We start from the raw sequence: 21,861 nt of genomic DNA, 5'->3' as shown, positions 1-21,861 counted from the left end.
GTCACACCCGTTCCCATTCCGAACACGGCAGTTAAGCTCTTCAGCGCCGATGGTAGTTGGGGGTTTCCCCCTGTGAGAGTAGGACGTCGCCAAGCAGGTTTCATATGGAGGATTAGCTCAGCTGGGAGAGCATCTGCCTTACAAGCAGAGGGTCGGCGGTTCGATCCCGTCATCCTCCACCATTTTACACCTGCCGGTGTAGCTCAACTGGTAGAGCAACTGACTTGTAATCAGTAGGTTGGGGGTTCAAGTCCTCTTGCCGGCACCATTTTAAGATAGTACAAGCACGAGCCATTAGCTCAGTTGGTAGAGCATCTGACTTTTAATCAGAGGGTCGAAGGTTCGAATCCTTCATGGCTCACCATTTCATATGCGGGTGTGGCGGAATTGGCAGACGCACCAGACTTAGGATCTGGCGCCGCAAGGCGTGGGGGTTCAAGTCCCTTCACCCGCATCTTACATGCGGAAGTAGTTCAGTGGTAGAATACAACCTTGCCAAGGTTGGGGTCGCGGGTTCGAATCCCGTCTTCCGCTCCACTTATCGTATGTGCCGGGGTGGCGGAACTGGCAGACGCACAGGACTTAAAATCCTGCGGTAGGTGACTACCGTACCGGTTCGATTCCGGTCCTCGGCACCATCATAATATGCGCCCGTAGCTCAATTGGATAGAGCATCTGACTACGAATCAGAAGGTTGTAGGTTCGACTCCCGCCGGGCGCACCATGTTTTTATTGCGGGAAGTAGCTCAGCTTGGTAGAGCACTTGGTTTGGGACCAAGGGGTCGCAGGTTCGAATCCTGTCTTCCCGACCACGTGATTTTTAATGAATGGGGCCTTAGCTCAGCTGGGAGAGCGCCTGCCTTGCACGCAGGAGGTCAGCGGTTCGATCCCGCTAGGCTCCACCATTTTTCAATCAGATACTTATATTATATTGGCGGTGTAGCTCAGCTGGCTAGAGCGTACGGTTCATACCCGTGAGGTCGGGGGTTCGATCCCCTCCGCCGCTACCAATAAATATAAGGACCTTTAGCTCAGCTGGTTAGAGCAGACGGCTCATAACCGTCCGGTCGTAGGTTCGAGTCCTACAAGGTCCACCATATTCACTTTTTTAAAGCCATGGAGGTATACCCAAGTTCGGCTGAAGGGATCGGTCTTGAAAACCGACAGGGGAGTCAAATCCCGCGGGGGTTCGAATCCCTCTACCTCCTCCATTTTTTCAAAAAAGCAGCAAGTTGTTTTGAAACACCCTTACATAAAGGATGCGGACGAAACGATATACACGAAAACTTGATGCAAATCGTTTCATTATTACCGTCGCGGGGTGGAGCAGTCCGGTAGCTCGTCGGGCTCATAACCCGAAGGTCGCAGGTTCAAATCCTGTCCCCGCAATCATTAGGTCCCGTGGTGTAGCGGTTAACATGCCTGCCTGTCACGCAGGAGATCGCGGGTTCGATTCCCGTCGGGACCGCCATTCTTTAAATTCAATACATATGTGGCTCAGTAGCTCAGTCGGTAGAGCAAAGGACTGAAAATCCTTGTGTCGGCGGTTCGATTCCGTCCTGAGCCACCATATTTCAAAAAATTACGGCGATTGTGGCGAAGTGGTTAACGCACCTGATTGTGGTTCAGGCATTCGTGGGTTCGATTCCCATCAGTCGCCCCATTTCGCGGGTGTAGTTTAGTGGTAAAACCTCAGCCTTCCAAGCTGATGATGAGGGTTCGATTCCCTTCACCCGCTCCAAATATGGGCCTATAGCTCAGCTGGTTAGAGCGCACGCCTGATAAGCGTGAGGTCGATGGTTCGAGTCCATTTAGGCCCACCATATTCATTGTTCCGCAGTAGCTCAGTGGTAGAGCATTCGGCTGTTAACCGAACGGTCGTAGGTTCGAGTCCTACCTGCGGAGCCATGGGGAAGTACTCAAGAGGCTGAAGAGGCGCCCCTGCTAAGGGTGTAGGTCGCGCGAGCGGCGCGAGGGTTCAAATCCCTCCTTCTCCGCCAGTTGGCCCGTTGGTCAAGCGGTTAAGACACCGCCCTTTCACGGCGGTAACACGGGTTCGAATCCCGTACGGGTCATAACAAAAAAGGAAGCATACATTCATGTATGCTTCTTTTTTTCATTTCTTTTCATTTATATAACTATCTTTTTGTTTATAGGGAATGTCTCCAAGATTGGATTCTATTTTTTCTTCCTCCAATGTATCTTCATATTCCTTTTGCTTTTTGTTCGGTATATTCACCCTATTCTTTCCTTCGATATCATTTGCGGCAAATCCTTCATAGTCCTCTGGAAACCCGTTCGTTTCATCCTCGGTTTTATAAAGATCCTGATAATTGTCATGATCGCCTGTGTAATCGGATGGTGTTTCGGATGTACCGAATTTGGCAACTTCACCAAAGCTATCTTCTTTATCCACCATTTCGATTCCGTGACGATTTTCAAAATGATCACCCTTGGATGGAATCAGTATATCCTCTTCGGCAGGCCGGTCTTGTGAAATTGACCGTTCTGGGGCATGCTCGACACAGTAGAGGGTACTTGGAACCGCTTCAAGCCTCTCGATGGGGATTTCCTTATTGCATGTTTTACAATAGCCATACGAACCTTTCTCCATGGCTTTCAAAGCTTCATCGATTTTCTCCATTTCGGATTGTGCATGCTCATCGAGTGCTTGATTGCGTTCCATCTCGAATAATTCGGTTCCTAGGTCAGCAGGATGATTATCATAGGCTGATAATTCCCCTACGGATTCGGTCTGGCTTTTCTCCAGAACGGATTGTTCATCATTTTGAATTCTATTACTTAGTTCATTTTTTTCTTGAAGCAGTTCTTTTTTGAGTTTTTGCGTTTGTTGTTTCGTTGCCATATCGGATTCACTCCTTCTAAATTCTGCATCTCATTTTATAATGGTAGGATGGTTGTATTATCTATTACCCGAATCGGTGTATAGGAAAACAATATGAAACGGATGATAGAAAAAAAGGACTGAGCGGATGAGCTCAGTCCTCGGAGATTATATAAGATAGCTGATGAATAATCCAATGGCCATGAGTAAGCCAAAGAAGGTGTTCGTTTGGGCCGTGGCTTTCATTGCTGGCACCATCGTGATTGGCTGCGTTTTACCTACGAAGCCTTTGATTGCGGCCAGGGCTTTCGGGATGCTTAGGAAGGCAAGGAGAATCCACGCCGTTACGCTTCCGGTAAGGACTAGCCCAACTAGCCATAGATAAGAGAAGGCGAACATGATTGCCATGAAGGTCAGGGCGTTTTTCCGGCCCATGACTACCGGCATCGTTTTGCGGCCATGTGCCTTATCTCCGTCATGATCACGTAGGTTATTGGATAAGTTGATCAACCCGACCAATATTCCACTTGGAATGGCAATTAAGATGGCTGTTGAAGAAACATCACCGGTTTGAATGAAATAGGCGATCAGGATTATCAAAAAGCCCATGAACAATCCAGAAAAAAGTTCCCCGAATGGTGTATAGGAAATGGGCAGGGGGCCGCCTGTATAAAGATACCCGACAAGCATGCAAACCAGTCCTACTGCAGCAAGCCACCAAGATGATGCGGCACAGATATAGATTCCAATCATCAAGGAGATGGCATACATGCCAAGGGCCAAGTTCATGATTAGTCTAGGGGTCATCCCATGACGGACGATCCCGCCGCCGATGCCTACGGATTCTTTTGTATCCAAGCCTCTCTTGAAATCATAGTATTCATTGAATAAATTGGTTGCAGCTTGAATCAGGATACTTGCAATCATCATGGCAGCGAATAGTAACCAATTCACTCCATCTTCCAAAAGTGCAATTACAGTTCCAAGCAAGACTGGGACAAAAGCTGCGGTTAGTGTATGTGGACGAATTAACTCCCACCAAATCTTCCAAGTCCGTTTAAGGGGAAGTCCGTCGTATTCTGTTTGCATTGTTTCTCTCCTCAAAATCATTATTGGTTCTATCGAAATTATAACAAATATTGAAATGTTGCACAAAAGGTTATCCAAATTCATGCAGGAAAAGTGGGTAAGGGTGATATTTGGGATTCATGGATGATGCTTTTCCAAAATCAAGGATATTTCTCTACATTCGCTAAGATTCATATAATAAGGAAAAAAACAGGAAACAATCGTTCGGCAAAGGGGCGTTTTATTGACATGAGGTTCAAGGGAGGTGTATCTTTAAATAGGTAAAAAAGCTTTTAAAATGTACATTTGGGGGGATTTTTTTTGGCTATCTCAGAGGAAACTGAACAGTTTCAGGGACTGGCTTCAGCTATACAAAAGGCGAAGGACTTGAATCATCAAGTTCTATTCAGTCATATTAAGAAAGTTAATTACAACAACCCCCTTTCATTTTATCAAGCTGGAAGAGAACGGTACGCGGGTGAACGCTTTTTCTGGGAGGACCCTGCAAAGGAAATAACCATCACCGGTTTAGGCAATGTTAAGAAACTCAAAGCGGCATCGAATGCCGAACGTTATAGAGAAGTCGAAAAGAGCTGGATCAATCTGCAGAATGCTGCTGTCAAAACAGGAGTGACCGATGTAGAAGCGACAGGTCCTTTACTGTTTGGGGGCTTTTCTTTTGATTATGAAACTGACAGTACGCTCCTGTGGAATCAGTTCGGGGACAACCTGTTTTATATACCTGCCTTCATGCTGACAATAGTGGGGACTCAAGCTTACTTAACGACAAACTTACTTTGTTCGCCTGATGATTCAGAAAAACTCTTCATAGATATGATAAATGAACGGGAAGCTTTCCTTTTCGAAAGCTTGGATGGCAATGGATCGGGTGCTAATTCCCTGGTTGTGCAAAGGGAAGTCGAACCTGAGGAATGGAAGCGGACGGTCGAAAAAGCTGTTCAGGAGATCAAGACGACAGATCTCGACAAGATCGTTTTGGCAAGGGAGCTTCGACTTGTTTTTGAACGTTCCATCGATTCAGGAAAAGTGCTTGAACAATTGATTGCTGAGCAGCCATTAAGCTATATTTTCAGTTTGGAGGCTGGCGGAGACTGTTTTGTAGGTGCCACTCCTGAACGTTTAATTAAGAAACAGGGAAATGAAGTTTTTTCAACCTGTCTTGCCGGATCGATGAGGCGAGGGAAAGATGAGCAGGAAGATGTTTGTCTTGGTGAAGAATTGCTTCATGACCAAAAGAATTTACAAGAGCATCAATATGTTGTATCGATGATAACCAATGCTTTTGATTCTGTATGCGAAAAGGTGATGGTTCCGGCCGAACCGACACTTATGAAAAACCGTCATATCCAGCATTTGTACACACCGGTCCGCGGTATATCCAAGGAAGGTGTCACGATTTTTGAATTCGTCGAGAACCTCCATCCAACTCCTGCTATGGGCGGTCTTCCAAAAGAAAAGGCCGTTGTCCGGATTCGGGAAATGGAAGGTCTTGAACGCGGCTTTTATGCGGGTCCTTTAGGATGGGTGGATACTTATGGAAACGGGGAATTCGCTGTAGGGATACGTTCTGCCCTCATACAGAACAATGAGGCATCCCTCTTTGCCGGATGCGGGGTAGTGGAAGATTCGACTCCCGAAAGCGAATTCCGGGAAACAGGGATTAAATTCAATCCGATGTTAAGTGCTTTAGGAGGAAATCTTAATGAATGACCAAGATGCATTGACAGCGTATGCTGCTTCATTAGTCGATGAGCTGGCACAAAATGAGGTGAAGCATGTGGTGGTGAGCCCTGGTTCACGATCCACGCCCCTGGCATTGTTGCTAGTGGAACATCCTGATATCAAAATTCATATTAATGTGGATGAGCGTTCGGCTGCTTTTTTTGCCCTTGGTTTGGCTAAGGCCTTAAAAGAACCTGTAGGACTTCTTTGTACGTCCGGTACAGCCGCAGCAAACTATTACCCAGCCGTCATTGAAGCCTTTTACTCAAGAGTGCCGCTAATTGTACTTACCGCTGACCGCCCGCATGAATTGCGTGATGTCGGAGCCCCGCAGGCGATCGATCAGATACATCTTTACGGAAGACATGTAAAATGGTTTGTCGAAATGGCACTTCCTGAAAGCACGGATGGGATGATGCGGTATGCCAGAACGGTCGGTGCAAGGGCAGTGGCCACAGCGGCAGCTGAACCTGCAGGGCCTGTACATTTGAATTTCCCGCTTCGTGAACCACTGATTCCGGATCTGGAGAAAGCAAAGGAGTACAGGCAAAATAAACTGACGCCTGCAGTGTTGATTGACAGTGGAGAACGGTCACTGTCCGCATCACAAATAGATGCTGTTGCAACTACATTGTCACAAGCTAAGCAAGGTATGATTATATGTGGCGAATTACCGCATCCAGAGATGAAGGAAGCCATCATCGCATTAGCGGAAAAACTTGCTTTCCCTATACTGGCTGATCCCCTTTCCCAGTTAAGGAGCGGAAGTCACGATAAAGCCGTCATAATCGATGCGTACGATACATTCCTGCGCGATGAAACGGCAAAAGCGGCTTTCATGCCTGACGTGATCTTGCGTTTCGGACCAATGCCTGTTTCTAAACCCTTATTGTTATTCATGAAAAAGCAAAAACAGGCAATCACTTTAGTCGTCGATGGCGGAGCAGGCTGGCGTGAACCAGCCGGATTGGCAACGAATATGATTTACAGCGAAGAGAAAGATTTTTGTTTGAAAATGGCTGATAAAATTATTTCTTCCCCTGATGATGAATGGCTTCGCTTATGGCAGACCGTCAACGCAGCGACGAAGGATGCCCTGGCCTCAGTCAGGGATGAATCGGAGTTAAGTGAAGGCAAACTGTTCGCCCTGCTTGCTGATATGATGCCATTGGAATCGACTCTTTTTGTCGGGAATAGCATGCCGATACGGGATTTGGATACGTTCTTTTTGAATAATGGGAAAGGAATCAAAACCATGGCAAATCGCGGTGCGAATGGAATCGATGGTGTCGTTTCCACTGCTCTTGGCGTAAGCACGGTATCGAAAAATACAGTGCTGGCCATCGGGGATTTAAGCTTTTTCCATGATATGAATGGCTTGCTTGCGGCAAAACTTCAAAAACAAAATATCACGATATTGCTTGTTAATAATGATGGCGGCGGCATATTCTCCTTCTTGCCGCAGGCGAATGAGAGGGAACATTTCGAAACGCTATTCGGCACGCCTCATGGGCTTGATTTTTCCCATACTTCCCAGCTTTATGGCGGTAAATACAACAAGGTGCACAGTTGGGATGAGTTTGAGAAGGCATTTACGGAGTCATTCGAAATACAAGGTCTGAAAATCATCGAAGTTCCGACAGAAAGAGAGTCCAATTTACAAAAGCACCGAAATTTGTGGAGCTTTGTTTCCCAGGAAATAAAAATGGTGTTAGACAGGGAAATATCATGAATATTGTCAGCAAGGATGTCGATTATGCTGTTGAAATAACGGGAAATGGAGATCCTCTTGTACTTTTACATGGATTTACGGGAAATCGGGATACATGGAAGTTCCTCATTCCGCTGCTGAGTGACAGGTATACCATGATAATGGTCGACATCATCGGTCATGGCATGTCTGCGTCACCAGCCGATCATCGTAGGTATGAGATGGAACGTGTGGCTGAGGATATCAAGTATATTTTGGATGTGTTACATTTCCCGAAAGCCCATATCCTTGGATACTCGATGGGCGGAAGGCTCGGATTGGGATTTGCCTGTTTGTATCCTGAGTATGTTGATACACTAATATTGGAGAGCGCTTCACCAGGCCTTTTAACAGAAGGGGAACGGGAAATCAGAAGGGAAAATGATAGGAAGCTTGCCGAACGGATTCTTTTAAATGGCGTGGAAGCGTTTGTGGATCAATGGGAAAACATCCCGCTGTTTGAAAGTCAAAAACGGTTGCCGGCCAAAAAAAGGTCGGCCATTCGGGAGCAGCGGTTGGCAAATGACCCTGCCGGCCTTTCCAATAGCCTTCTTGGTATGGGGACAGGCAGTCAGGCTTCATACTGGGAACAACTGCAAACTCTTGATTTCCCTGTGCTCCTTGTAACCGGTGAACTTGACCGTAAGTTTTGTGATATTGCGGATTCAATGATGAGAAAGCTGAAGCGGGCCGAATGGAAAATAATAAATGATGCGGGACATGCGATTCATGTGGAAGTTGGAGAAAAGTTTGGTAAAATAATAAGTGAGTTTTTAAAGAGAAATAAAAGGAGGAATTAAGATGACGATACAATGGGAAACAATACGTGAGTATGATGAAATTTTGTATGAAAAATATAATGGGATTGCAAAAGTGTCCATCAACCGACCACATGTACATAATGCATTCACGCCAAAAACGACTGCTGAAATGATTGATGCATTCGCAAGGGCCCGTGATGATTCAAGCATTGGTGTCATTATTTTAACGGGTGTAGGCGGCAAAGCATTCTGTTCAGGCGGAGATCAAAAAGTGCGCGGAAATGGCGGATATGTAGGTGAAGATAACATTCCGCGTCTAAATGTTCTTGATTTGCAACGATTGATCCGCGTAATTCCAAAACCGGTCGTAGCCATGGTTGCAGGATATGCAATTGGTGGCGGTAATGTCTTGAACGTTGTATGTGATTTGACGATTGCTGCTGACAATGCAATTTTCGGACAAACTGGACCGAATGTGGGAAGCTTTGACGCTGGTTATGGTTCTGGCTACCTTGCACGTATCGTGGGTCATAAAAAGGCGCGCGAAATCTGGTACCTATGCCGTCAATACAATGCACAGGAAGCATTGGAAATGGGATTGGTCAACACGGTTGTACCTTTGGACGAATTGGAAACGGAAACGGTTAAATGGTGTGAAGAAATGCTTGAGAAGAGCCCGACTGCACTTCGTTTCTTGAAAGCGGCAATGAACGCTGATACGGATGGCCTTGCAGGTCTTCAACAATTGGCTGGTGACGCTACACTTTTATACTATACAACAGAAGAAGCAAAAGAAGGCCGCGATGCATTCAAAGAAAAACGCACTCCGGACTTTGGGCAATTCCCTCGTTTCCCTTAATGAAACGTGTGAATCGATGAAACTGACAGCTTGGCGGAAAATCGCCGGGCTGTTTTCTATATCAAAACGGAAGAGGGTAAGCAGCAATGGCAGAAGAAAAGTTGCCGAACTGGCTGAAAAATCGGGCGCATCTTTCTCCGGATCGTCCGGCAATTGAGTTTGAAGGTCGTACGTATAGCTTTCTTGAACTGCATACATTATCGGAGAAAATGGCTGGTAAGCTGGGAAGCATTGGTCTGGGCGCTGGCGATTCATGTGCGGTTTTGCTCCGTAACCATATTGATGGTGTTGTCGTTATCCATGCACTACTTTATCTTGGTGTGAAGATTGTGATGCTGAATAATAAGCTAACGGCAAAAGAGCTGTCCTGGCAGATCGGGGATAGTGAAACTGCCTTTTTGGTTTCAGAAGGCTCCTTCTCCGGCAAACTCTCCGATATTGGTGAAATTCTCCCGGAATTGAACCTTCATTTAATGGAAGAATTGCCGGATGGCACTGCTGAAATACTACAAGAGTTTTACCTTGAGGATACCGCGACGATCATGTATACATCAGGTACGACAGGAAACCCAAAAGGGGTGCTCCAAACATTCGGCAACCATTGGTGGAGTGCCGTCGGGTCTGTTCTGAACCTTGGATTGCATGAGGAGGATTCGTGGTATTGTGCGGTTCCCATCTTTCATATTAGCGGTTTATCCATCCTTATGAAAAATGTGATTTATGGAATGAAAGTTGTTTTGGCAGAACGTTTCGATGAAAGGGAGGCAAACCGGAGCATCCAGGAAAATGGCGTGACGATCATTTCGGTCGTGACGGCGATGTTGAATAGGATGGTGCAGGAGATGGCGGGAACAAGCTATCCGAAAACGTTTCGCTGTTTTCTGTTGGGCGGCGGCCCTGCACCCGTCCATTTACTTGAGGTATGTAAAGAGAAAGGGATTCCCGTCTATCAAACATATGGGATGACCGAAACGTCTTCACAGATTGTGACGCTGGCACCGGAGTATAGCATGACAAAAATCGGATCGGCGGGAAAGCCATTGTTTCCTTCGCAGTTACGGATCGAGAAAGACGGCACGATGTGTGAACCGGGTGCAGTGGGCGAAATCGTGGTTTCAGGTCCGAATGTGACGAAAGGCTATTTTAATCGTCTGGACGCTACACAGCAGGCCATTACCGATGGCTGGCTTTATACTGGGGATCTTGGTTATCTCGATGAGGAAGGCTTTTTATATGTGCTTGACCGACGCTCGGACTTAATCATTTCCGGCGGTGAAAATGTCTACCCGGCCGAAATTGAAAATGTCCTTAGTAAGCACCCTGATGTTTTCGAAGCGGGAGTGACGGGGAGTGACGATGAAAAATGGGGACAGGTCCCACTTGCTTTTGTCGTCTTGCATCAAGGCGCAGAGCTTGGTGAGAGCGAACTGCTGGACTTTTGCAGGGGATATTTGGCATCTTATAAAATTCCCCGGAACGTGATTTTTTGTAAAGAGCTTCCCCGGAATGGCGCAGGCAAGCTTTTGAGACGGGAACTGAAGAAGGAAATGGGGGAATGGCAATGAAGCTATCCTCCATTTCCCTTAAGCTCATTAAGGCCCCTTTAAAGCGGCCATTCAAGACGCATCTCGAAACGGTAAACGAAAGGGAAGTCATCATTGTCGAAGCCATGGATGATGACGGATTGATTGGATACGGGGAAGCTGTCCCTTTTACAAGTCCTTGGTATACAGAGGAAACGATCAAGACATGCTTTCATATGTTGGATGACTTCTTAATCCCGCTGACATTGGCCAGTCAGATCAGTCACCCTGATGAGCTGCCGGACTTATGGAGCGGAATCAGACGCAATGCGATGGCGAAGTCAGCTTTAGAGCAGGCAATCCTCGATTTATATGCGAAGCAGAAAGGAGTTTACCTCGGACGTCTGTTTGGCGGCGACCGAAGTGAAGTGGCCGCTGGTGTAGTCATTGCATCCAATGATATAGAAGACACGATGCGCCAGATCGAGTATTTTTCCGGATCTGGTTATCAGCGTTATAAAATAAAAATCAATCCTCAAAACGACCTGGAGTTTTTAGGGGAAATACGTCGGGCCTATCCGGATATCCCGTTAATGGCAGATGCCAATTCAGCGTACAGCCTTGATGACATCCCACATCTTCAGAAGCTTGATGTGTTTAAGCTGATGATGATTGAGCAGCCGCTGGGACATGACGACATTGTGGAACATTCATTTTTGCAGAAACAGCTGCAAACACCCATTTGCCTTGATGAAAGCATAAATTCCTTTCATGATGCCAAAAGTGCGCTGTCGCTCCAGAGCTGTGGGGTGATCAACATTAAGATGGCAAAAGTCGGCGGCTGGATGGAAGCCATAAGAATCCATGATCTATGCCTGCGTAATGGTGTGCCCGTTTGGTGCGGCGGTATGATTGAATTTGGCATTTCACGTGCACATAATATCGCACTTGCCACATTACAAGGGTTCACGATTCCCGGGGATATATCATCTTCATCCCGTTATTGGGAAGAGGATATCATCGATCCCGAAGTCATTGTCGAAAATGGCATGATAAAAGTTCCCGATAAAGCTGGAATCGGTTTTGCCATCAATGAAAAGCGGCTAAAGGAATTGACTACATACAGTAAACTGTACAAGTGAAAACATGAAAAGAGGTGAAATACCGCCTCTTTTGATCAAATATTGATCATCCTCCTTTTTACCTCCCACGGTCATGTAACTCACCCAATTAGTATTTTTTTGGACAGGAATCCCACCCTTTTGGTAAATGATTTTAATAGGATAAATAACAAATATCAGTTTGAGGTTTCGCTGGGCATCCCCCGAACCATGATTTTTAAAAGGAAAATTGGGATAACTGGCTAGACCCGCGGGATTTCGAACCCTGCGTTCCAATCAACTGGAATGTTTTTTAGTCGTTTAGAGTCTGCAACTATTTTTTTATCTTCAGTTTATAAAACGGGATTTTAGAGAAGGAAAATCATTTAAATGGACGGATAAACCATTTTTTTCTCGGAAAATGGGGTTTTGTCTATTTTTTCTTTATTGGATTATTTTGTATAATGAAAAAAAGGCAACCAAGGGAAAGGAGGGGGGAGTGTATGAAAAAACCGTACCTAATTGCGGAAATTCTACTGAGAAGAGGCATGCCTGACTATGTCATAAAAGAAGTGACGGCTTTGGAGGAGTGTGAGCTGTTTCTTTTGAAGAGAAAGTGGGGCCTCTATGACCGGAAGACAGGTGCGTGAAGAATGAAAGTGAAAAGGGAACCGTTCCGAGCCGGTCCCCCGTGGATTTTAAGTTTTTTTAAGCCGGTACCTATTGACAGGGCGGCCTATGCTGCCGTACTGTACGTCAAGCTGAAGGACCTCTTCGCCATGCAAGTATTCAAGATAGCGTCTTGCTGTAACTCTGGCGATACCGATCCCATCAGCCACTTCTTCTGCAGATAGCGACCCAGGCTGGGTCTTTACGAACTTCGTCACTTGCTCAAGAGTCGCGCCATTCAATCCTTTGGGAACATCATATTTTGGACTCGCATCAGAATGTGTTTTATTTTGAAAGAGAATCCGGTCGAGCTGGGTTTGGGAAATTTGATGGTCAGGCTCAACCTCCATCCGAAAAGCAAAGTATTGTTCCAGCGTATGTTTCAGCCTATCGAATTTAAATGGCTTGATTAAATAGTCAAAAGCCCCGTTCTGCATCATTTTTCGGATCGTTTTTTGATCATTTGCCGCTGAAATGATGATGACATCCACATCAATTTGCTCTTTTCTGATTTGATAAAGTGTATCAACCCCATTTAATGAAGGCATGAAGATGTCCAAAATGACAAGGTCGGGTTTAGACTGCCTGATTTTTTCCAGACCTTCAAGCCCATTTGAAGCTGTATCAACGACTTTAAAGGCAGGCAGGCGCTCGATGAACTGTTTGTTGACCTCTTGGACCATTGGGTCGTCTTCAATTAAAAGTACACGAATTTCGTTAGTCATTTTGGTTCTCCTCTATATCGTGCATCGGAAAAGAAAGAAAAAAGCTTGTTCCTTCGTTGGGGCGTGTCGTGAATTTCATTTCGCCGTTTGCTTTTTTTACAATTTGGTCTATTAGATAAAGACCAATTCCTGATCCTTCCGCACCTTTTGTTGTGAAACCATACTCGAATATATCTTTATGAATGTCCTCGGGAATACCGGGTCCATTATCCTCAAGCACGATTTGACAATGACGTTCATCCTGGTAGATGGATAAATAAACTTGTTTTGTTTCCTCAGAACAATGCTTTAGCGCTGCGAATGAGTTTTCGATCAGGTTTCCGATTATCAAAACAAAATCGTGATGATCCAAATCAACGGGGAAGCGGTCCAATTTCGTGTGCTTGTCCATGATGAGCTCGATTCCAAGTTCCCGTCCCAATGAGATCTTGCTTAATATCAGCCCCACTAAATTATCATCGTGAATGTGCTTCGTTAAAAACCTGGTCAATTCCTCTTGTTCTTCCGTGATCTGAAAAATGTAATGCAGCGCTTCGTCAAGATTACCTAGCTGGATCAATCCGGCTATCGTATGAAGCTTGTTCATATGTTCATGGTTTTGAACACGCAGGGCTTCAACAAATGCTTTGACACTAGTCAACTCTTCCGCTAGCTTCGTCACATCGGTGCGATCCTGGAAAATGGCCACGGCACCGATCGTTTTATCCGCAATCTTTATCGGTACCCGGTTGCTTACAATATTCCTGTTTTGAACGGAGATTTCCTGATTGAAGATGGGAGATGTCCGGTCGAGCACTTCCGGTAGACGGGTGTCGTGTATAATATCATTGATATTCTTGCCTATGACTTCACCGTTGATATTGAATATTTGCTTAGCCTTTTCATTGAAAATCGTGATCGTTTCATTATTATCTATGGCGATGACCCCTTCATGCATCGCATTGAATGCGGCTGTCCTTTCAACCAACATCCGTGATATTTCATGTGGCTCAAGTTGGAAGGTCTCTTTTTTTATTCTTTTAGCCATGAGCCATGAGCCGCATACACCGAAAAGAAGTGTAAGGACCAGGATAATCGCGATTTCGCCTTTCAGATCTTTGATTAATTCTGGTATCGTTGGCAGGATATTCCCTACCAGAACGACGCCGATTTGCTCTCTATTTTTATCAAGGACCGGGACAAAGGCGCGGACGGAAATGCCAAGTTCGCCAGCCGCCTTTGAAAGATACTCGTGCTCAGCGAACGCAGCGCTTTCATCACTGCTTTTCGAAGGGGTCCCCAATTGGCTGAACACCGGATGGGAATAACGGATATGTTGATTGTTGAGTACAACGATATAATCGGCTTGATGGATTTTCCTTAAGTTTTCAATAATCGGATTGAGCTCCGTCCAGCCTTCGGGCTCACGGATTAATTTTTGCACTTCAGGGAGTTCGGCAATGGTATGGGCAGTGATCATGGAGCGTTTGCCGATTTCATCTTCCCTGACTGAAACGATGTTTCCGAATATAAAAATCCCGCCTATTAGTATCGAGAAAGCGACGATTACGAATGATAGCAGGGTGATTTTAATTTGAATGGGCATATGAAAGGATTTATCCATTGTTTTTCCTCCATTACTTCTATACTTTATAGTAACAGAATTTCTATCACATTTCGCTATTTTTTCCGCATTGTATTACGACAGTGAAAAGCTGTGATAGAATAGTGATAATGTGAAGTGAGCGGTGAGGAGTTGTCGGTATGCGTGCATTATGGGGGTACTTATTATTAATTGGCCTGGGGCTGTTGATAGCAGTGTATATATCATTTCAATCGTTCTTTACAAGCTTTGGTTTCAATTTGCCGAAGGATGAGGAGCAGGTGGGGATGAAGGATCAAATCGTGATTAAGTTCAGTCATGTCGTTGCCGAAAATACACCTAAAGGGCTAGCTGCGAACCGGTTTGCCCAACTTGTCGATGAATATACAGATCATCGTGTCAAAATTGAAGTTTATCCTAATCAGTCATTATATAGTGATCATGAAGAAATCGAAGCACTACAGGAAAACAAGGTGCAGATGATTGCTCCAACTACATCTAAAATTACGAGCCTATCAAAGAAATGGATGCTATTGGACCTTCCGTACGTCTTTCCAACGGACGCTGCCTTGCAGGAAGCATTGAATGGGGAAGTGGGGGAAGAGCTGCTTAAGCAGCTGAACACCATCGATATCGAGGGACTCGCATTTTGGTCGAATAACTATAAACAGATTACAAGCAGTAAACCGATACGGCATCCAAGTGATTTTGCAGGAAAGAATTTTAGGATCATGCCAAGTGCAGTCCTGGAAAGGCAATTCAAGCATTTTGGGGCGACAACTTCTGTACTGGAGTTTAATGAAACGTTTAAAAGCCTTGAAATCAATGAAACGGACAGCCAAGAAAATACGATCTCGAATATCTATTCCAAGAAATTATATGAGGTGCAAAAATATTTAACGATCAGTGATCATGGCTATTTAGGGTATGTCGTCATGATAAATAAGCCGTTTTGGAACAAACTCCCGTTGGACATTCAGCAGCAAGTCCAACGGGCGATGGATGATACAACGAAATGGCTATGGATCAAATCAAATGAATTGAATCAGGAACAGCTTAAGGAAATCCAGCAAAAATCGAATATCGACATCTACACACTGTCAGATGAAGAAAAGAAAGAATGGATGGATGAGATGACCGTCATCTATCCGGAATTCGAATCAACCATTGGAGCCGAATTGATGACGAAAATGGAAAAAATCCGTGAGAAGCATTTAAAGGAATAACGAATAGTGGGGGACAAAAAAAGAGCGGACCCAATGACCCGCTCTTTTTCCTATTGCAATGCAGTTTGCAGTGTCTTGATATTCTTTTCCATTAAACTGAAGTAATCTTCACCGGCTTCGATATCTTTATCCGTCAACACGGAAAGGTTATGGAGTTCAAGTGATTTCGCTCCCATTTCCTTTTGGATGATCTCGGTCAGTTTAGAACTGATATTCTGCTCAAAGATGACGTAGTTCAAGTCTTCTTTTTTAGCCATGGTTACGATTTTCCCCAGTTCCTTTTGAGAAGGTTCGTTTGAAGACGTTAGTCCTGTGACGCCAATTTGTTCCAATCCGTAGCGTTCTTCCCAATACCCATACGCAGAATGGGAAACGATGATCTTATTGGTACGGCCTGACTCGACCGTCGTCGCGAATTTTTCATCAAGTGCCTCAAGCTTTTCGGAAAGCTCGTTGAAATGATTGTTGAAATATTCTTCCTGTTCCGGCATTTTTTTCGTTAATTCGTCTTTAATGGTTTTAGCCATGTCAATGGAATAGATGGGATCTAACCACAAATGCGGATTAACGCCCCCATGGTCATGACCGTCTTCTTCATGTGCATGTTCCTCTTCATGTGCATGCTCATCTTCCTCAAGATGAACCGTTTCGCCCACAGCGATCGTACGGACGCCTTCTTTGCTTAAAATTGGTTCAGCCTTGGTTACAAAGCCTTCAAGATTATAGCCAATATAGAAAAATAGGTCTGACTCAGCCATCTTTACAATATCTTTTTGAGAGGGTTCGAATGAGTGTTCATCCGTTCCGGGAGGATAAACTGTCTCGACATTTACGTACTCCCCGCCAATGGCCTCCGTGAAGTACTGTAAAGGGTAAACCGTCGTATATATATCTAAGGCATCCTTGGTTTCTTTTTTACTCGATTCTCCCTTTGAGTTGCCGCAGGCAGACAAAAATACCGCTGTAACAAGGAAAAGTGAGAGCAATGCTCGGATTTTCATATGAAATGCTCCTTTATAATTCGTATTGATTACGATTTGAATAATATGTGGTAAAAACGAAATGATTACGATTTGACTTCTGTATGATACAAAAGATTGCAAAAGAAAGCAAGGTTTTTTTATTAGTCCTCACTTTTTTCTTTTTTTTCAGGAACAAGGTCAATGCCCCCTGGATGGAACGGATGACATTTAAGTATCCGGATGAGTGCTAACCAGCTTCCTTTTATAGGTCCGAAACGATGGATCGCTTCCAAACCATAATGGGAACAAGTTGGATAAAAACGGCAGGTAGGCGGTTTTAATGGAGAAATAGCAACTTGGTAAAAACGGATGATTCCCATTAATATTTTTTTCAACACAATGCTTTCATCTCTTTTCGAGTAAATTCACTACCCTTCATTATAACATATTTTCTGAATTTCCAATAAGGGTAAAAAAGGAATAAGGATAAAGTTAATCCGATTGATATAATAAGAATTAATTTTAAAGGATGAAATATATTGTTATTCAAGGTAAAATAGAAATGACATACAATTAAGGAGTGAATTAAATGCCTTCAGTTGAAAGCTTTGAATTAGATCATAATGCTGTTAAAGCCCCATATGTTAGACATTGCGGTGTCCATAAGGTAGGAACAGACGGTGTTGTTAATAAATTTGATATCCGTTTTTGCCAGCCGAATAAACAAGCGATGAAGCCGGATACGATCCATACTCTGGAACACTTGCTTGCATTCAATATCCGTAAGCATTCCGAGCGCTACGATCATTTTGATATAATCGATATTTCGCCAATGGGATGTCAAACAGGGTATTACCTTGTTGTCAGCGGTGAGCCGACAGTGACGGAAATCATCGATGTTCTTGAAGATACATTCAAGGATGCTGTTACAATTACTGAAATTCCAGCTGCAAACGAAAAACAATGCGGTCAAGCAAAATTGCATGATCTTGAAGGGGCTAAGAAATTAATGAATTTCTGGCTTGCACAAGATAAAGAAGATCTTCATAAAGTTTTCGGTTAATAAAAAAAGTTCCTGTCCTATTGTGACAGGAACTTTTTTCATTTTTCGGGTTCTTCTTTTTTTCCTTCATCCTCAGGCAAAGGATCGATTGGATCCACTGTATGCTTGTAGCTGTACCCTTTTCCGATTGTTAGGACCGATAAGGCCAATACAATCAGGATCACTATAATGGAGATGACTAAAACCGTAATCATGCATCACAGCTCCTAACGTTCACAATTTAGATTCATTTTAGCATAAGAACCGTATCAGATAATGTTTCAATTTTCGAATAGAGGGAATTATAAAGGTATAACCAACTTACGGAGGTAGATATTTATGGCTCAGAAAAAATTGGGAACTTTAGTGAATAAGGAAATTGCAAACTTCAGTGTTCTTTATACGAAAATTCATAATTACCACTGGTTCGTTAATGGACCGCACTTCTTTGAACTTCACCAAAAATTGGAAGAGTTATATAAAGAAGTGACATCCAACTATGATGAATTGGCTGAAAGGTTATTGGCCATTGGTGAAAAACCGGTCGCTACGCTTAAAGAGTACTTGGAATTAACGACGATCGAAGAAGCGACAGGTAATGAAAATACAGAAGATATGGTTCAAAGCTTAATCAGTGATTTTGAGAAACTTTCCGAAGAGTACCTGGAAATCATCGCAGTTGCCGAAGAAGAAGATCCCGTTACGGCTGATATGCTGACAGGCATGAAGAAAAGCCTGAACAAACATGCTTGGATGCTGCGTGCGTATTTAGGACATTAAGATATAGGAAAAGCCCTGCTTCGGCAGGGCTTTTTTTGGATTAAACAATAAAAAAGGCATCCATCAAAAGAGGGACACCGGACAAGGTATGTATTAATGAATATTCCTAGGAGGAAAATGTGTAGGTTTCGTATCATCCATACTATTTTGGGCGAACTTCCCTTTTAACGTTTCAATAATGTAAAGGCCCATTAAATTGGTCAGTTCTTGATCATCCATCTCTTGAAGCAATTCGAAAATTTCCTTGCGGTCAAGCTGTTCCAGAACCGCAAAAGTAAGCATATCAATATCTTCTTCATCACCAGTCATCTTATCGCGGTACATATTGTATAATTCTTCAATTAACTTCAAAACTCTCACCTCACATTTATTAGAATCCGTTATCTCTTTATATGTAGGTTATCAAAAAAAACTCTGGGTGCATATAAAAATCTTAAGGGATGCTTGGGCTTATTATATGTTTTACCCTTTGAAAGATACTTTAATCTATTATTTAACATCTTTGTTCTTCTGTAAACAAAATTTTCCATTGTATGAAGTAGAGAAATACGTGAAAAATAAGCGTAGGATATAGGGAAAGGGTGGATGAATGTGTCTGAAAACAGGAAAAAATATTACATTTGGCTTCCGAATGGGCAGATAACACAAGATAGGGAAAGTTCTCCATGGAATTTCGAAATCGAAGCGACAGATAATGAAATCATCAAGTTACGTGAATTATTTGATTATAATTATTCTGCAGGCGAAGAAAATTTTTACCGTGCACATGTCCCATACCTTCAATACCATTTTGACCGTGAAAATGATAAACAGGATATCACGCTCCAAAAAATTTACGAGATGATTTATGATCTAGGTACTGAAGAAGGAAGACGGCATATAGAAAGCATGGGGATTTTACAGGCGAAACCAACAGACGATGGCCTCGAATATTGAGGGTCCATCGTTTTTTTGATGTACTGCAGATTCTGGCTGGATAGTGTTTTTTTTTACCCATATAATGAGAGAAGGGACATAGCATTATTTCTTATACGGAGAGAAGGGGAAAAATGAAACATTTTCTTGATAAGAACGGATATAAGGTGGAATACTCCGAAGATCCCGTCTTTGGAGAATCTTGGCATGTTTTTGTGCTAAGCAGATATAAGGGCAGGTGGGTATTGACCAAACACAAAGAGCGGGGATTGGAGTTTCCCGGAGGAAAGCGGGAAGAAGGGGAATCGATTGAAGAAACGGCCATAAGGGAAGTGTATGAAGAAACAGGAGGCTTGGTGGGCCAGCTGCAATTTTTGGGACAATACAAAGTACATGATCCATTGAAGCCATTCGTTAAATCCATATACTTTGCTGCATTGCGTGAAATAGAGAAAAAACAGAATTACCTGGAAACGGAAGGCCCGATCTTTTTGGAAGCATTGCCGGAAGAACTCGGTGAGGAGTTTAGCTTCATCATGAAGGACGAGATTGTACCATTAAGCTTATCAAGACTCGATGAAGCCATTTTGCTGAGTAACGAGTGAATCCGCTGGAATTCACGAGTAAAAGGCCGGAATTCACGCGTAAAAGCCCGACTCACGAGTAAATCGCCCAAATTCACAAGTTAATCCGCCAAAACGCAACTAAATTCAAAGTGAAAAACTGCCGAGGCTTATCGGCAGTTTGGTTAGTCTTTGATTAATTTTCGTTCAAGCAGTTCGACTAGTTGATACATGATTGTGGCAAAGACGGCAATGATCATCAAGGCAAGCATTACGAGTGTGAAGTTGAAAACTTGAAAGCCATAAATGATGAGGTAGCCGAGTCCTTTGGCGGAAACAAGGAATTCCCCTACAATGACGCCGACCCAGGAGAGGCCGACATTCACTTTCAATGTCGAGATGATCGTTGGGAAGGAGGCGGGTAAGATGGCTTCCCGGAAGGCTTGTGCTCTTGTGGCGCCAAAAGTTTGGAGTACCTTGAGGTAGTTCGGGTCGACTTCGCGAAATGCTGTGTAGACGACGATGGTGGTGATGATGATGGAGATGATCGCCCCCATCGAGATGATGGATGGAAAGCCAGGGCCGAATGCTACGATGATGATGGGGCCGAGTGCCACTTTCGGCATGGCATTTAAAATGACGAGATAGGGGTCAAGCGTTTTGGATAATCTTGGCGACCACCAAAGCAGGGATGCTAGGATCGTTCCAAGCAGTGTCCCAATGATAAATCCGAGAACGGTCTCGAATAGCGTCACACCGGAATGGGATAGCAGTGTTCCATCCCCTAGTTTCTGTATGAAAAGATGCCATACTTTAGTTGGGGAGCTGAAGATGAGCGGATCGATCACTTCCATCCGGGATAAAAGTTCCCAACTGCTGAAAAAAACGATGAAAATCAGGATCTGATAAAAGCGGATGAGCCTGTTTTCTTTTTTTAATGAGGTTTTATATTGGTTATGAAGCTGTTCAATATTCAAGGCTCTCAAGCTCCTTCCATATCGTTTGGAATAACATCGGATACTGTGGATGGTTTCGTGCATGGAAAGGCGTGAGTTCACGCAGTTCATCGGGCACCTTGAAAATTTTGTGCACGCTTCCCGGGTTCGCGGAAAACAGATAGATGCGGTCACTCATTGCAATGGCTTCACCGATATCATGGGTGACGAGCACGGCTGTTTTTCCGAAGGATTTCAGGGTTTCAAAAACAAGGTCTTCCAGCTTCAGCTTCGTTTGATAATCAAGAGCCGAAAAGGGTTCATCAAGCAAAAGGATTTTTGGGTCGACCGCCAGTGTCCGTGCCAGTGCGGCCCTTTGCCTCATTCCTCCCGAGAGTTCGCGCGGATATGATTTTCCGGTGCCTCCCAATCCAACGTCACTTAAAAGTTTCAGCGCTTTTATTCTTTCAATGCCTTCATCTTTTTTTATCAGTTTCAATCCTAATAATATATTTTCTTCTATCGTCTTCCATGGAAATAGATAATCCTGTTGCAGCATATAGCCGATTGAAAGGTCACTGTTGGCCTTCAGCGGTTTGTTTTCGAGCAGGATTTTTCCTGCAGTGGGCGGAAATAGCCCGGCGATGATGGAAAGCAGGGTGGTTTTTCCGCAGCCGCTCGGACCTAGAAAAGAGACGAATTCACCTTTTTCAATGTCGAGGGAAATGTCCGCTAGTGCGGTCGCTGCCGTCTGATTTGAAAAATAAGTATGGTGAATGTCTTGGATTTTTAAAAAGCTCATCGGACATCCTC

22 protein-coding genes, 21 tRNA genes and 1 rRNA gene are annotated in these 21,861 nt (G+C 44.1%); 34 read left to right on the top strand and 10 right to left on the bottom strand.

The genetic code is table 11. The annotated features are described in order from the left end of the window. The 22 genes from rrf to ACQKNS_RS23725 all read left to right on the top strand — a co-directional run. A 5S ribosomal RNA gene (gene rrf / locus ACQKNS_RS23830) occupies nt 1-95 on the top strand; the annotation flags it as partial. 11 nt (nt 96-106) lie between these two features. After that, nucleotides 107-182, top strand: a tRNA-Val gene (locus tag ACQKNS_RS23825). A gap of 10 nt (nt 183-192) precedes the next feature. After that, a tRNA-Thr gene (locus tag ACQKNS_RS23820) sits at nt 193-268 on the top strand. Between the two features lie 20 nt (nt 269-288). Further along, nucleotides 289-364, top strand: a tRNA-Lys gene (locus ACQKNS_RS23815). Nucleotides 365-372: 8 nt separating this feature from the next. Further along, a tRNA-Leu gene (locus ACQKNS_RS23810) sits at nt 373-454 on the top strand. Between the two features lie 8 nt (nt 455-462). Beyond that, a tRNA-Gly gene (locus ACQKNS_RS23805) sits at nt 463-537 on the top strand. Between the two features lie 12 nt (nt 538-549). Further along, nucleotides 550-638: transfer RNA gene (locus ACQKNS_RS23800), tRNA-Leu, on the top strand. Between the two features lie 9 nt (nt 639-647). Then, a tRNA-Arg gene (locus ACQKNS_RS23795) sits at nt 648-724 on the top strand. An 11-nt stretch (nt 725-735) separates the two neighbouring features. Next, nucleotides 736-812: transfer RNA gene (locus ACQKNS_RS23790), tRNA-Pro, on the top strand. A gap of 17 nt (nt 813-829) precedes the next feature. Beyond that, nucleotides 830-905 (top strand) — tRNA-Ala (locus tag ACQKNS_RS23785). 28 nt (nt 906-933) lie between these two features. After that, a tRNA-Met gene (locus ACQKNS_RS23780) sits at nt 934-1,010 on the top strand. A gap of 10 nt (nt 1,011-1,020) precedes the next feature. Then, nucleotides 1,021-1,097: transfer RNA gene (locus tag ACQKNS_RS23775), tRNA-Ile, on the top strand. A 21-nt stretch (nt 1,098-1,118) separates the two neighbouring features. Then, nucleotides 1,119-1,211: transfer RNA gene (locus tag ACQKNS_RS23770), tRNA-Ser, on the top strand. A gap of 104 nt (nt 1,212-1,315) precedes the next feature. Beyond that, nucleotides 1,316-1,389, top strand: a tRNA-Met gene (locus tag ACQKNS_RS23765). Between the two features lie 6 nt (nt 1,390-1,395). Next, nucleotides 1,396-1,471, top strand: a tRNA-Asp gene (locus tag ACQKNS_RS23760). A gap of 23 nt (nt 1,472-1,494) precedes the next feature. Then, a tRNA-Phe gene (locus tag ACQKNS_RS23755) sits at nt 1,495-1,570 on the top strand. A 17-nt stretch (nt 1,571-1,587) separates the two neighbouring features. Further along, nucleotides 1,588-1,663 (top strand) — tRNA-His (locus ACQKNS_RS23750). 4 nt (nt 1,664-1,667) lie between these two features. Beyond that, a tRNA-Gly gene (locus ACQKNS_RS23745) sits at nt 1,668-1,741 on the top strand. A gap of 5 nt (nt 1,742-1,746) precedes the next feature. Beyond that, a tRNA-Ile gene (locus ACQKNS_RS23740) sits at nt 1,747-1,823 on the top strand. Nucleotides 1,824-1,833: 10 nt separating this feature from the next. After that, a tRNA-Asn gene (locus tag ACQKNS_RS23735) sits at nt 1,834-1,908 on the top strand. A gap of 1 nt (nt 1,909) precedes the next feature. Next, nucleotides 1,910-2,000: transfer RNA gene (locus tag ACQKNS_RS23730), tRNA-Ser, on the top strand. A 3-nt stretch (nt 2,001-2,003) separates the two neighbouring features. Continuing rightward, nucleotides 2,004-2,075: transfer RNA gene (locus ACQKNS_RS23725), tRNA-Glu, on the top strand. 41 nt (nt 2,076-2,116) lie between these two features. Here ACQKNS_RS23725 and ACQKNS_RS23720 read toward each other — a convergent pair. Together ACQKNS_RS23720 and ACQKNS_RS23715 are read right to left on the bottom strand one after the other, a co-directional pair. Continuing rightward, the gene (locus ACQKNS_RS23720; protein WP_427645723.1) at nt 2,117-2,866 is read right to left on the bottom strand and encodes a TraR/DksA C4-type zinc finger protein; all 750 of its coding nucleotides are present in this window, start codon (nt 2,864-2,866) and stop codon (nt 2,117-2,119) included. A 147-nt stretch (nt 2,867-3,013) separates the two neighbouring features. After that, nucleotides 3,014-3,934 (bottom strand): 1,4-dihydroxy-2-naphthoate polyprenyltransferase, encoded by a 921-nt coding sequence (locus ACQKNS_RS23715; protein WP_427645722.1) that lies wholly within the window; start codon nt 3,932-3,934, stop codon nt 3,014-3,016. Between the two features lie 300 nt (nt 3,935-4,234). Between ACQKNS_RS23715 and ACQKNS_RS23710 the strand changes: the two genes are divergently transcribed. The 7 genes from ACQKNS_RS23710 to ACQKNS_RS23680 all read left to right on the top strand — a co-directional run bounded on the left by ACQKNS_RS23710 (nt 4,235) and on the right by ACQKNS_RS23680 (nt 12,299). Then, the gene (locus ACQKNS_RS23710) at nt 4,235-5,644 is read left to right on the top strand and encodes an isochorismate synthase (protein WP_427645721.1); all 1,410 of its coding nucleotides are present in this window, start codon (nt 4,235-4,237) and stop codon (nt 5,642-5,644) included. Then, a complete protein-coding gene (menD, locus tag ACQKNS_RS23705; protein WP_427645720.1) occupies nt 5,637-7,388 on the top strand; it encodes a 2-succinyl-5-enolpyruvyl-6-hydroxy-3-cyclohexene-1-carboxylic-acid synthase in 1,752 nt (583 codons plus the stop codon). The genes ACQKNS_RS23710 and menD overlap by 8 nt, the downstream gene beginning before the upstream one ends. Further along, complete coding sequence (gene menH, locus ACQKNS_RS23700; protein ID WP_427645719.1) at nt 7,385-8,206, top strand: 2-succinyl-6-hydroxy-2,4-cyclohexadiene-1-carboxylate synthase; 822 nt, start codon at nt 7,385-7,387, stop codon at nt 8,204-8,206. The genes menD and menH overlap by 4 nt, the downstream gene beginning before the upstream one ends. Before the next feature lies 1 nt (nt 8,207). Beyond that, entirely contained in the window at nt 8,208-9,026 is an 819-nt protein-coding gene (gene menB, locus ACQKNS_RS23695) for a 1,4-dihydroxy-2-naphthoyl-CoA synthase (protein WP_427645718.1), read from the top strand. 86 nt (nt 9,027-9,112) lie between these two features. After that, nucleotides 9,113-10,591 (top strand): o-succinylbenzoate--CoA ligase, encoded by a 1,479-nt coding sequence (locus ACQKNS_RS23690; protein ID WP_427645717.1) that lies wholly within the window; start codon nt 9,113-9,115, stop codon nt 10,589-10,591. Further along, a complete protein-coding gene (gene menC / locus ACQKNS_RS23685) occupies nt 10,588-11,691 on the top strand; it encodes an o-succinylbenzoate synthase (protein ID WP_427645716.1) in 1,104 nt (367 codons plus the stop codon). Before ACQKNS_RS23690 ends, menC begins: the two co-directional genes overlap by 4 nt. A gap of 461 nt (nt 11,692-12,152) precedes the next feature. Then, nucleotides 12,153-12,299 (top strand): hypothetical protein, encoded by a 147-nt coding sequence (locus ACQKNS_RS23680; protein WP_156319616.1) that lies wholly within the window; start codon nt 12,153-12,155, stop codon nt 12,297-12,299. 48 nt (nt 12,300-12,347) lie between these two features. Here ACQKNS_RS23680 and ACQKNS_RS23675 read toward each other — a convergent pair whose 3' ends face one another. Together ACQKNS_RS23675 and ACQKNS_RS23670 are read right to left on the bottom strand one after the other, a co-directional pair. After that, nucleotides 12,348-13,043 (bottom strand): response regulator, encoded by a 696-nt coding sequence (locus ACQKNS_RS23675; protein ID WP_427645715.1) that lies wholly within the window; start codon nt 13,041-13,043, stop codon nt 12,348-12,350. Then, nucleotides 13,036-14,646 carry an ATP-binding protein gene (locus tag ACQKNS_RS23670; RefSeq protein ID WP_427645714.1) on the bottom strand — a complete coding sequence of 537 codons (1,611 nt, stop codon included), beginning with the start codon at nt 14,644-14,646 and terminating at the stop codon, nt 13,036-13,038. Before ACQKNS_RS23670 ends, ACQKNS_RS23675 begins: the two co-directional genes overlap by 8 nt. Nucleotides 14,647-14,786: 140 nt before the next feature. On the opposite strand from ACQKNS_RS23670, the gene ACQKNS_RS23665 reads away from it, so the two are divergent. Next, nucleotides 14,787-15,851 carry a DctP family TRAP transporter solute-binding subunit gene (locus ACQKNS_RS23665; RefSeq protein ID WP_427645713.1) on the top strand — a complete coding sequence of 355 codons (1,065 nt, stop codon included), beginning with the start codon at nt 14,787-14,789 and terminating at the stop codon, nt 15,849-15,851. 50 nt (nt 15,852-15,901) lie between these two features. Here the strand turns inward: ACQKNS_RS23665 and ACQKNS_RS23660 are convergent, their stop codons facing one another. After that, entirely contained in the window at nt 15,902-16,852 is a 951-nt protein-coding gene (locus ACQKNS_RS23660; protein ID WP_427645712.1) for a metal ABC transporter solute-binding protein, Zn/Mn family, read from the bottom strand. A gap of 122 nt (nt 16,853-16,974) precedes the next feature. After that, entirely contained in the window at nt 16,975-17,193 is a 219-nt protein-coding gene (gene yidD / locus ACQKNS_RS23655; RefSeq protein WP_427645737.1) for a membrane protein insertion efficiency factor YidD, read from the bottom strand. Nucleotides 17,194-17,402: 209 nt separating this feature from the next. Here yidD and ACQKNS_RS23650 point away from each other — a divergent pair, with 209 nt between their 5' ends. Then, nucleotides 17,403-17,876, top strand: a complete 474-nt coding sequence (locus tag ACQKNS_RS23650; RefSeq protein ID WP_137019600.1) for an S-ribosylhomocysteine lyase — start codon at nt 17,403-17,405, stop codon at nt 17,874-17,876. Between the two features lie 38 nt (nt 17,877-17,914). On the opposite strand, the gene ytzI is transcribed toward ACQKNS_RS23650, so the two are convergent. Beyond that, nucleotides 17,915-18,070: a YtzI protein gene (gene ytzI / locus ACQKNS_RS23645; protein ID WP_081108936.1), complete on the bottom strand. Its 156-nt coding sequence runs from the start codon at nt 18,068-18,070 to the stop codon at nt 17,915-17,917. A gap of 124 nt (nt 18,071-18,194) precedes the next feature. Between ytzI and ACQKNS_RS23640 the strand changes: the two genes are divergently transcribed. Next, nucleotides 18,195-18,635, top strand: a complete 441-nt coding sequence (locus ACQKNS_RS23640; RefSeq protein WP_427645711.1) for a Dps family protein — start codon at nt 18,195-18,197, stop codon at nt 18,633-18,635. Between the two features lie 93 nt (nt 18,636-18,728). Here ACQKNS_RS23640 and ACQKNS_RS23635 read toward each other — a convergent pair whose 3' ends face one another. Next, nucleotides 18,729-18,995, bottom strand: a complete 267-nt coding sequence (locus ACQKNS_RS23635; RefSeq protein WP_396020578.1) for a DUF6154 family protein — start codon at nt 18,993-18,995, stop codon at nt 18,729-18,731. A gap of 225 nt (nt 18,996-19,220) precedes the next feature. Between ACQKNS_RS23635 and ACQKNS_RS23630 the strand changes: the two genes are divergently transcribed. Both ACQKNS_RS23630 and ytkD read left to right on the top strand, forming a co-directional pair. Further along, nucleotides 19,221-19,571, top strand: a complete 351-nt coding sequence (locus ACQKNS_RS23630; RefSeq protein WP_427645710.1) for a hydrolase — start codon at nt 19,221-19,223, stop codon at nt 19,569-19,571. Between the two features lie 113 nt (nt 19,572-19,684). Beyond that, nucleotides 19,685-20,155 carry an RNA deprotection pyrophosphohydrolase gene (ytkD, locus tag ACQKNS_RS23625; RefSeq protein ID WP_427645709.1) on the top strand — a complete coding sequence of 157 codons (471 nt, stop codon included), beginning with the start codon at nt 19,685-19,687 and terminating at the stop codon, nt 20,153-20,155. Nucleotides 20,156-20,298: 143 nt separating this feature from the next. On the opposite strand, the gene ACQKNS_RS23620 is transcribed toward ytkD, so the two are convergent. Beyond that, complete coding sequence (locus ACQKNS_RS23620; RefSeq protein WP_427645708.1) at nt 20,299-21,090, bottom strand: ABC transporter permease; 792 nt, start codon at nt 21,088-21,090, stop codon at nt 20,299-20,301. Continuing rightward, nucleotides 21,080-21,850: an ABC transporter ATP-binding protein gene (locus tag ACQKNS_RS23615; protein ID WP_427645707.1), complete on the bottom strand. Its 771-nt coding sequence runs from the start codon at nt 21,848-21,850 to the stop codon at nt 21,080-21,082. The genes ACQKNS_RS23620 and ACQKNS_RS23615 overlap by 11 nt, the downstream gene beginning before the upstream one ends. Nucleotides 21,851-21,861 lie beyond the last annotated feature (11 nt).

The sequence above is a fragment of the Peribacillus sp. NPDC094092 genome (genome assembly GCF_050279365.1).
Taxonomy (GTDB): Bacteria; Bacillota; Bacilli; order Bacillales; family DSM-1321; genus Peribacillus.
This window is presented reverse-complemented; position numbering and strand designations above follow the sequence as displayed.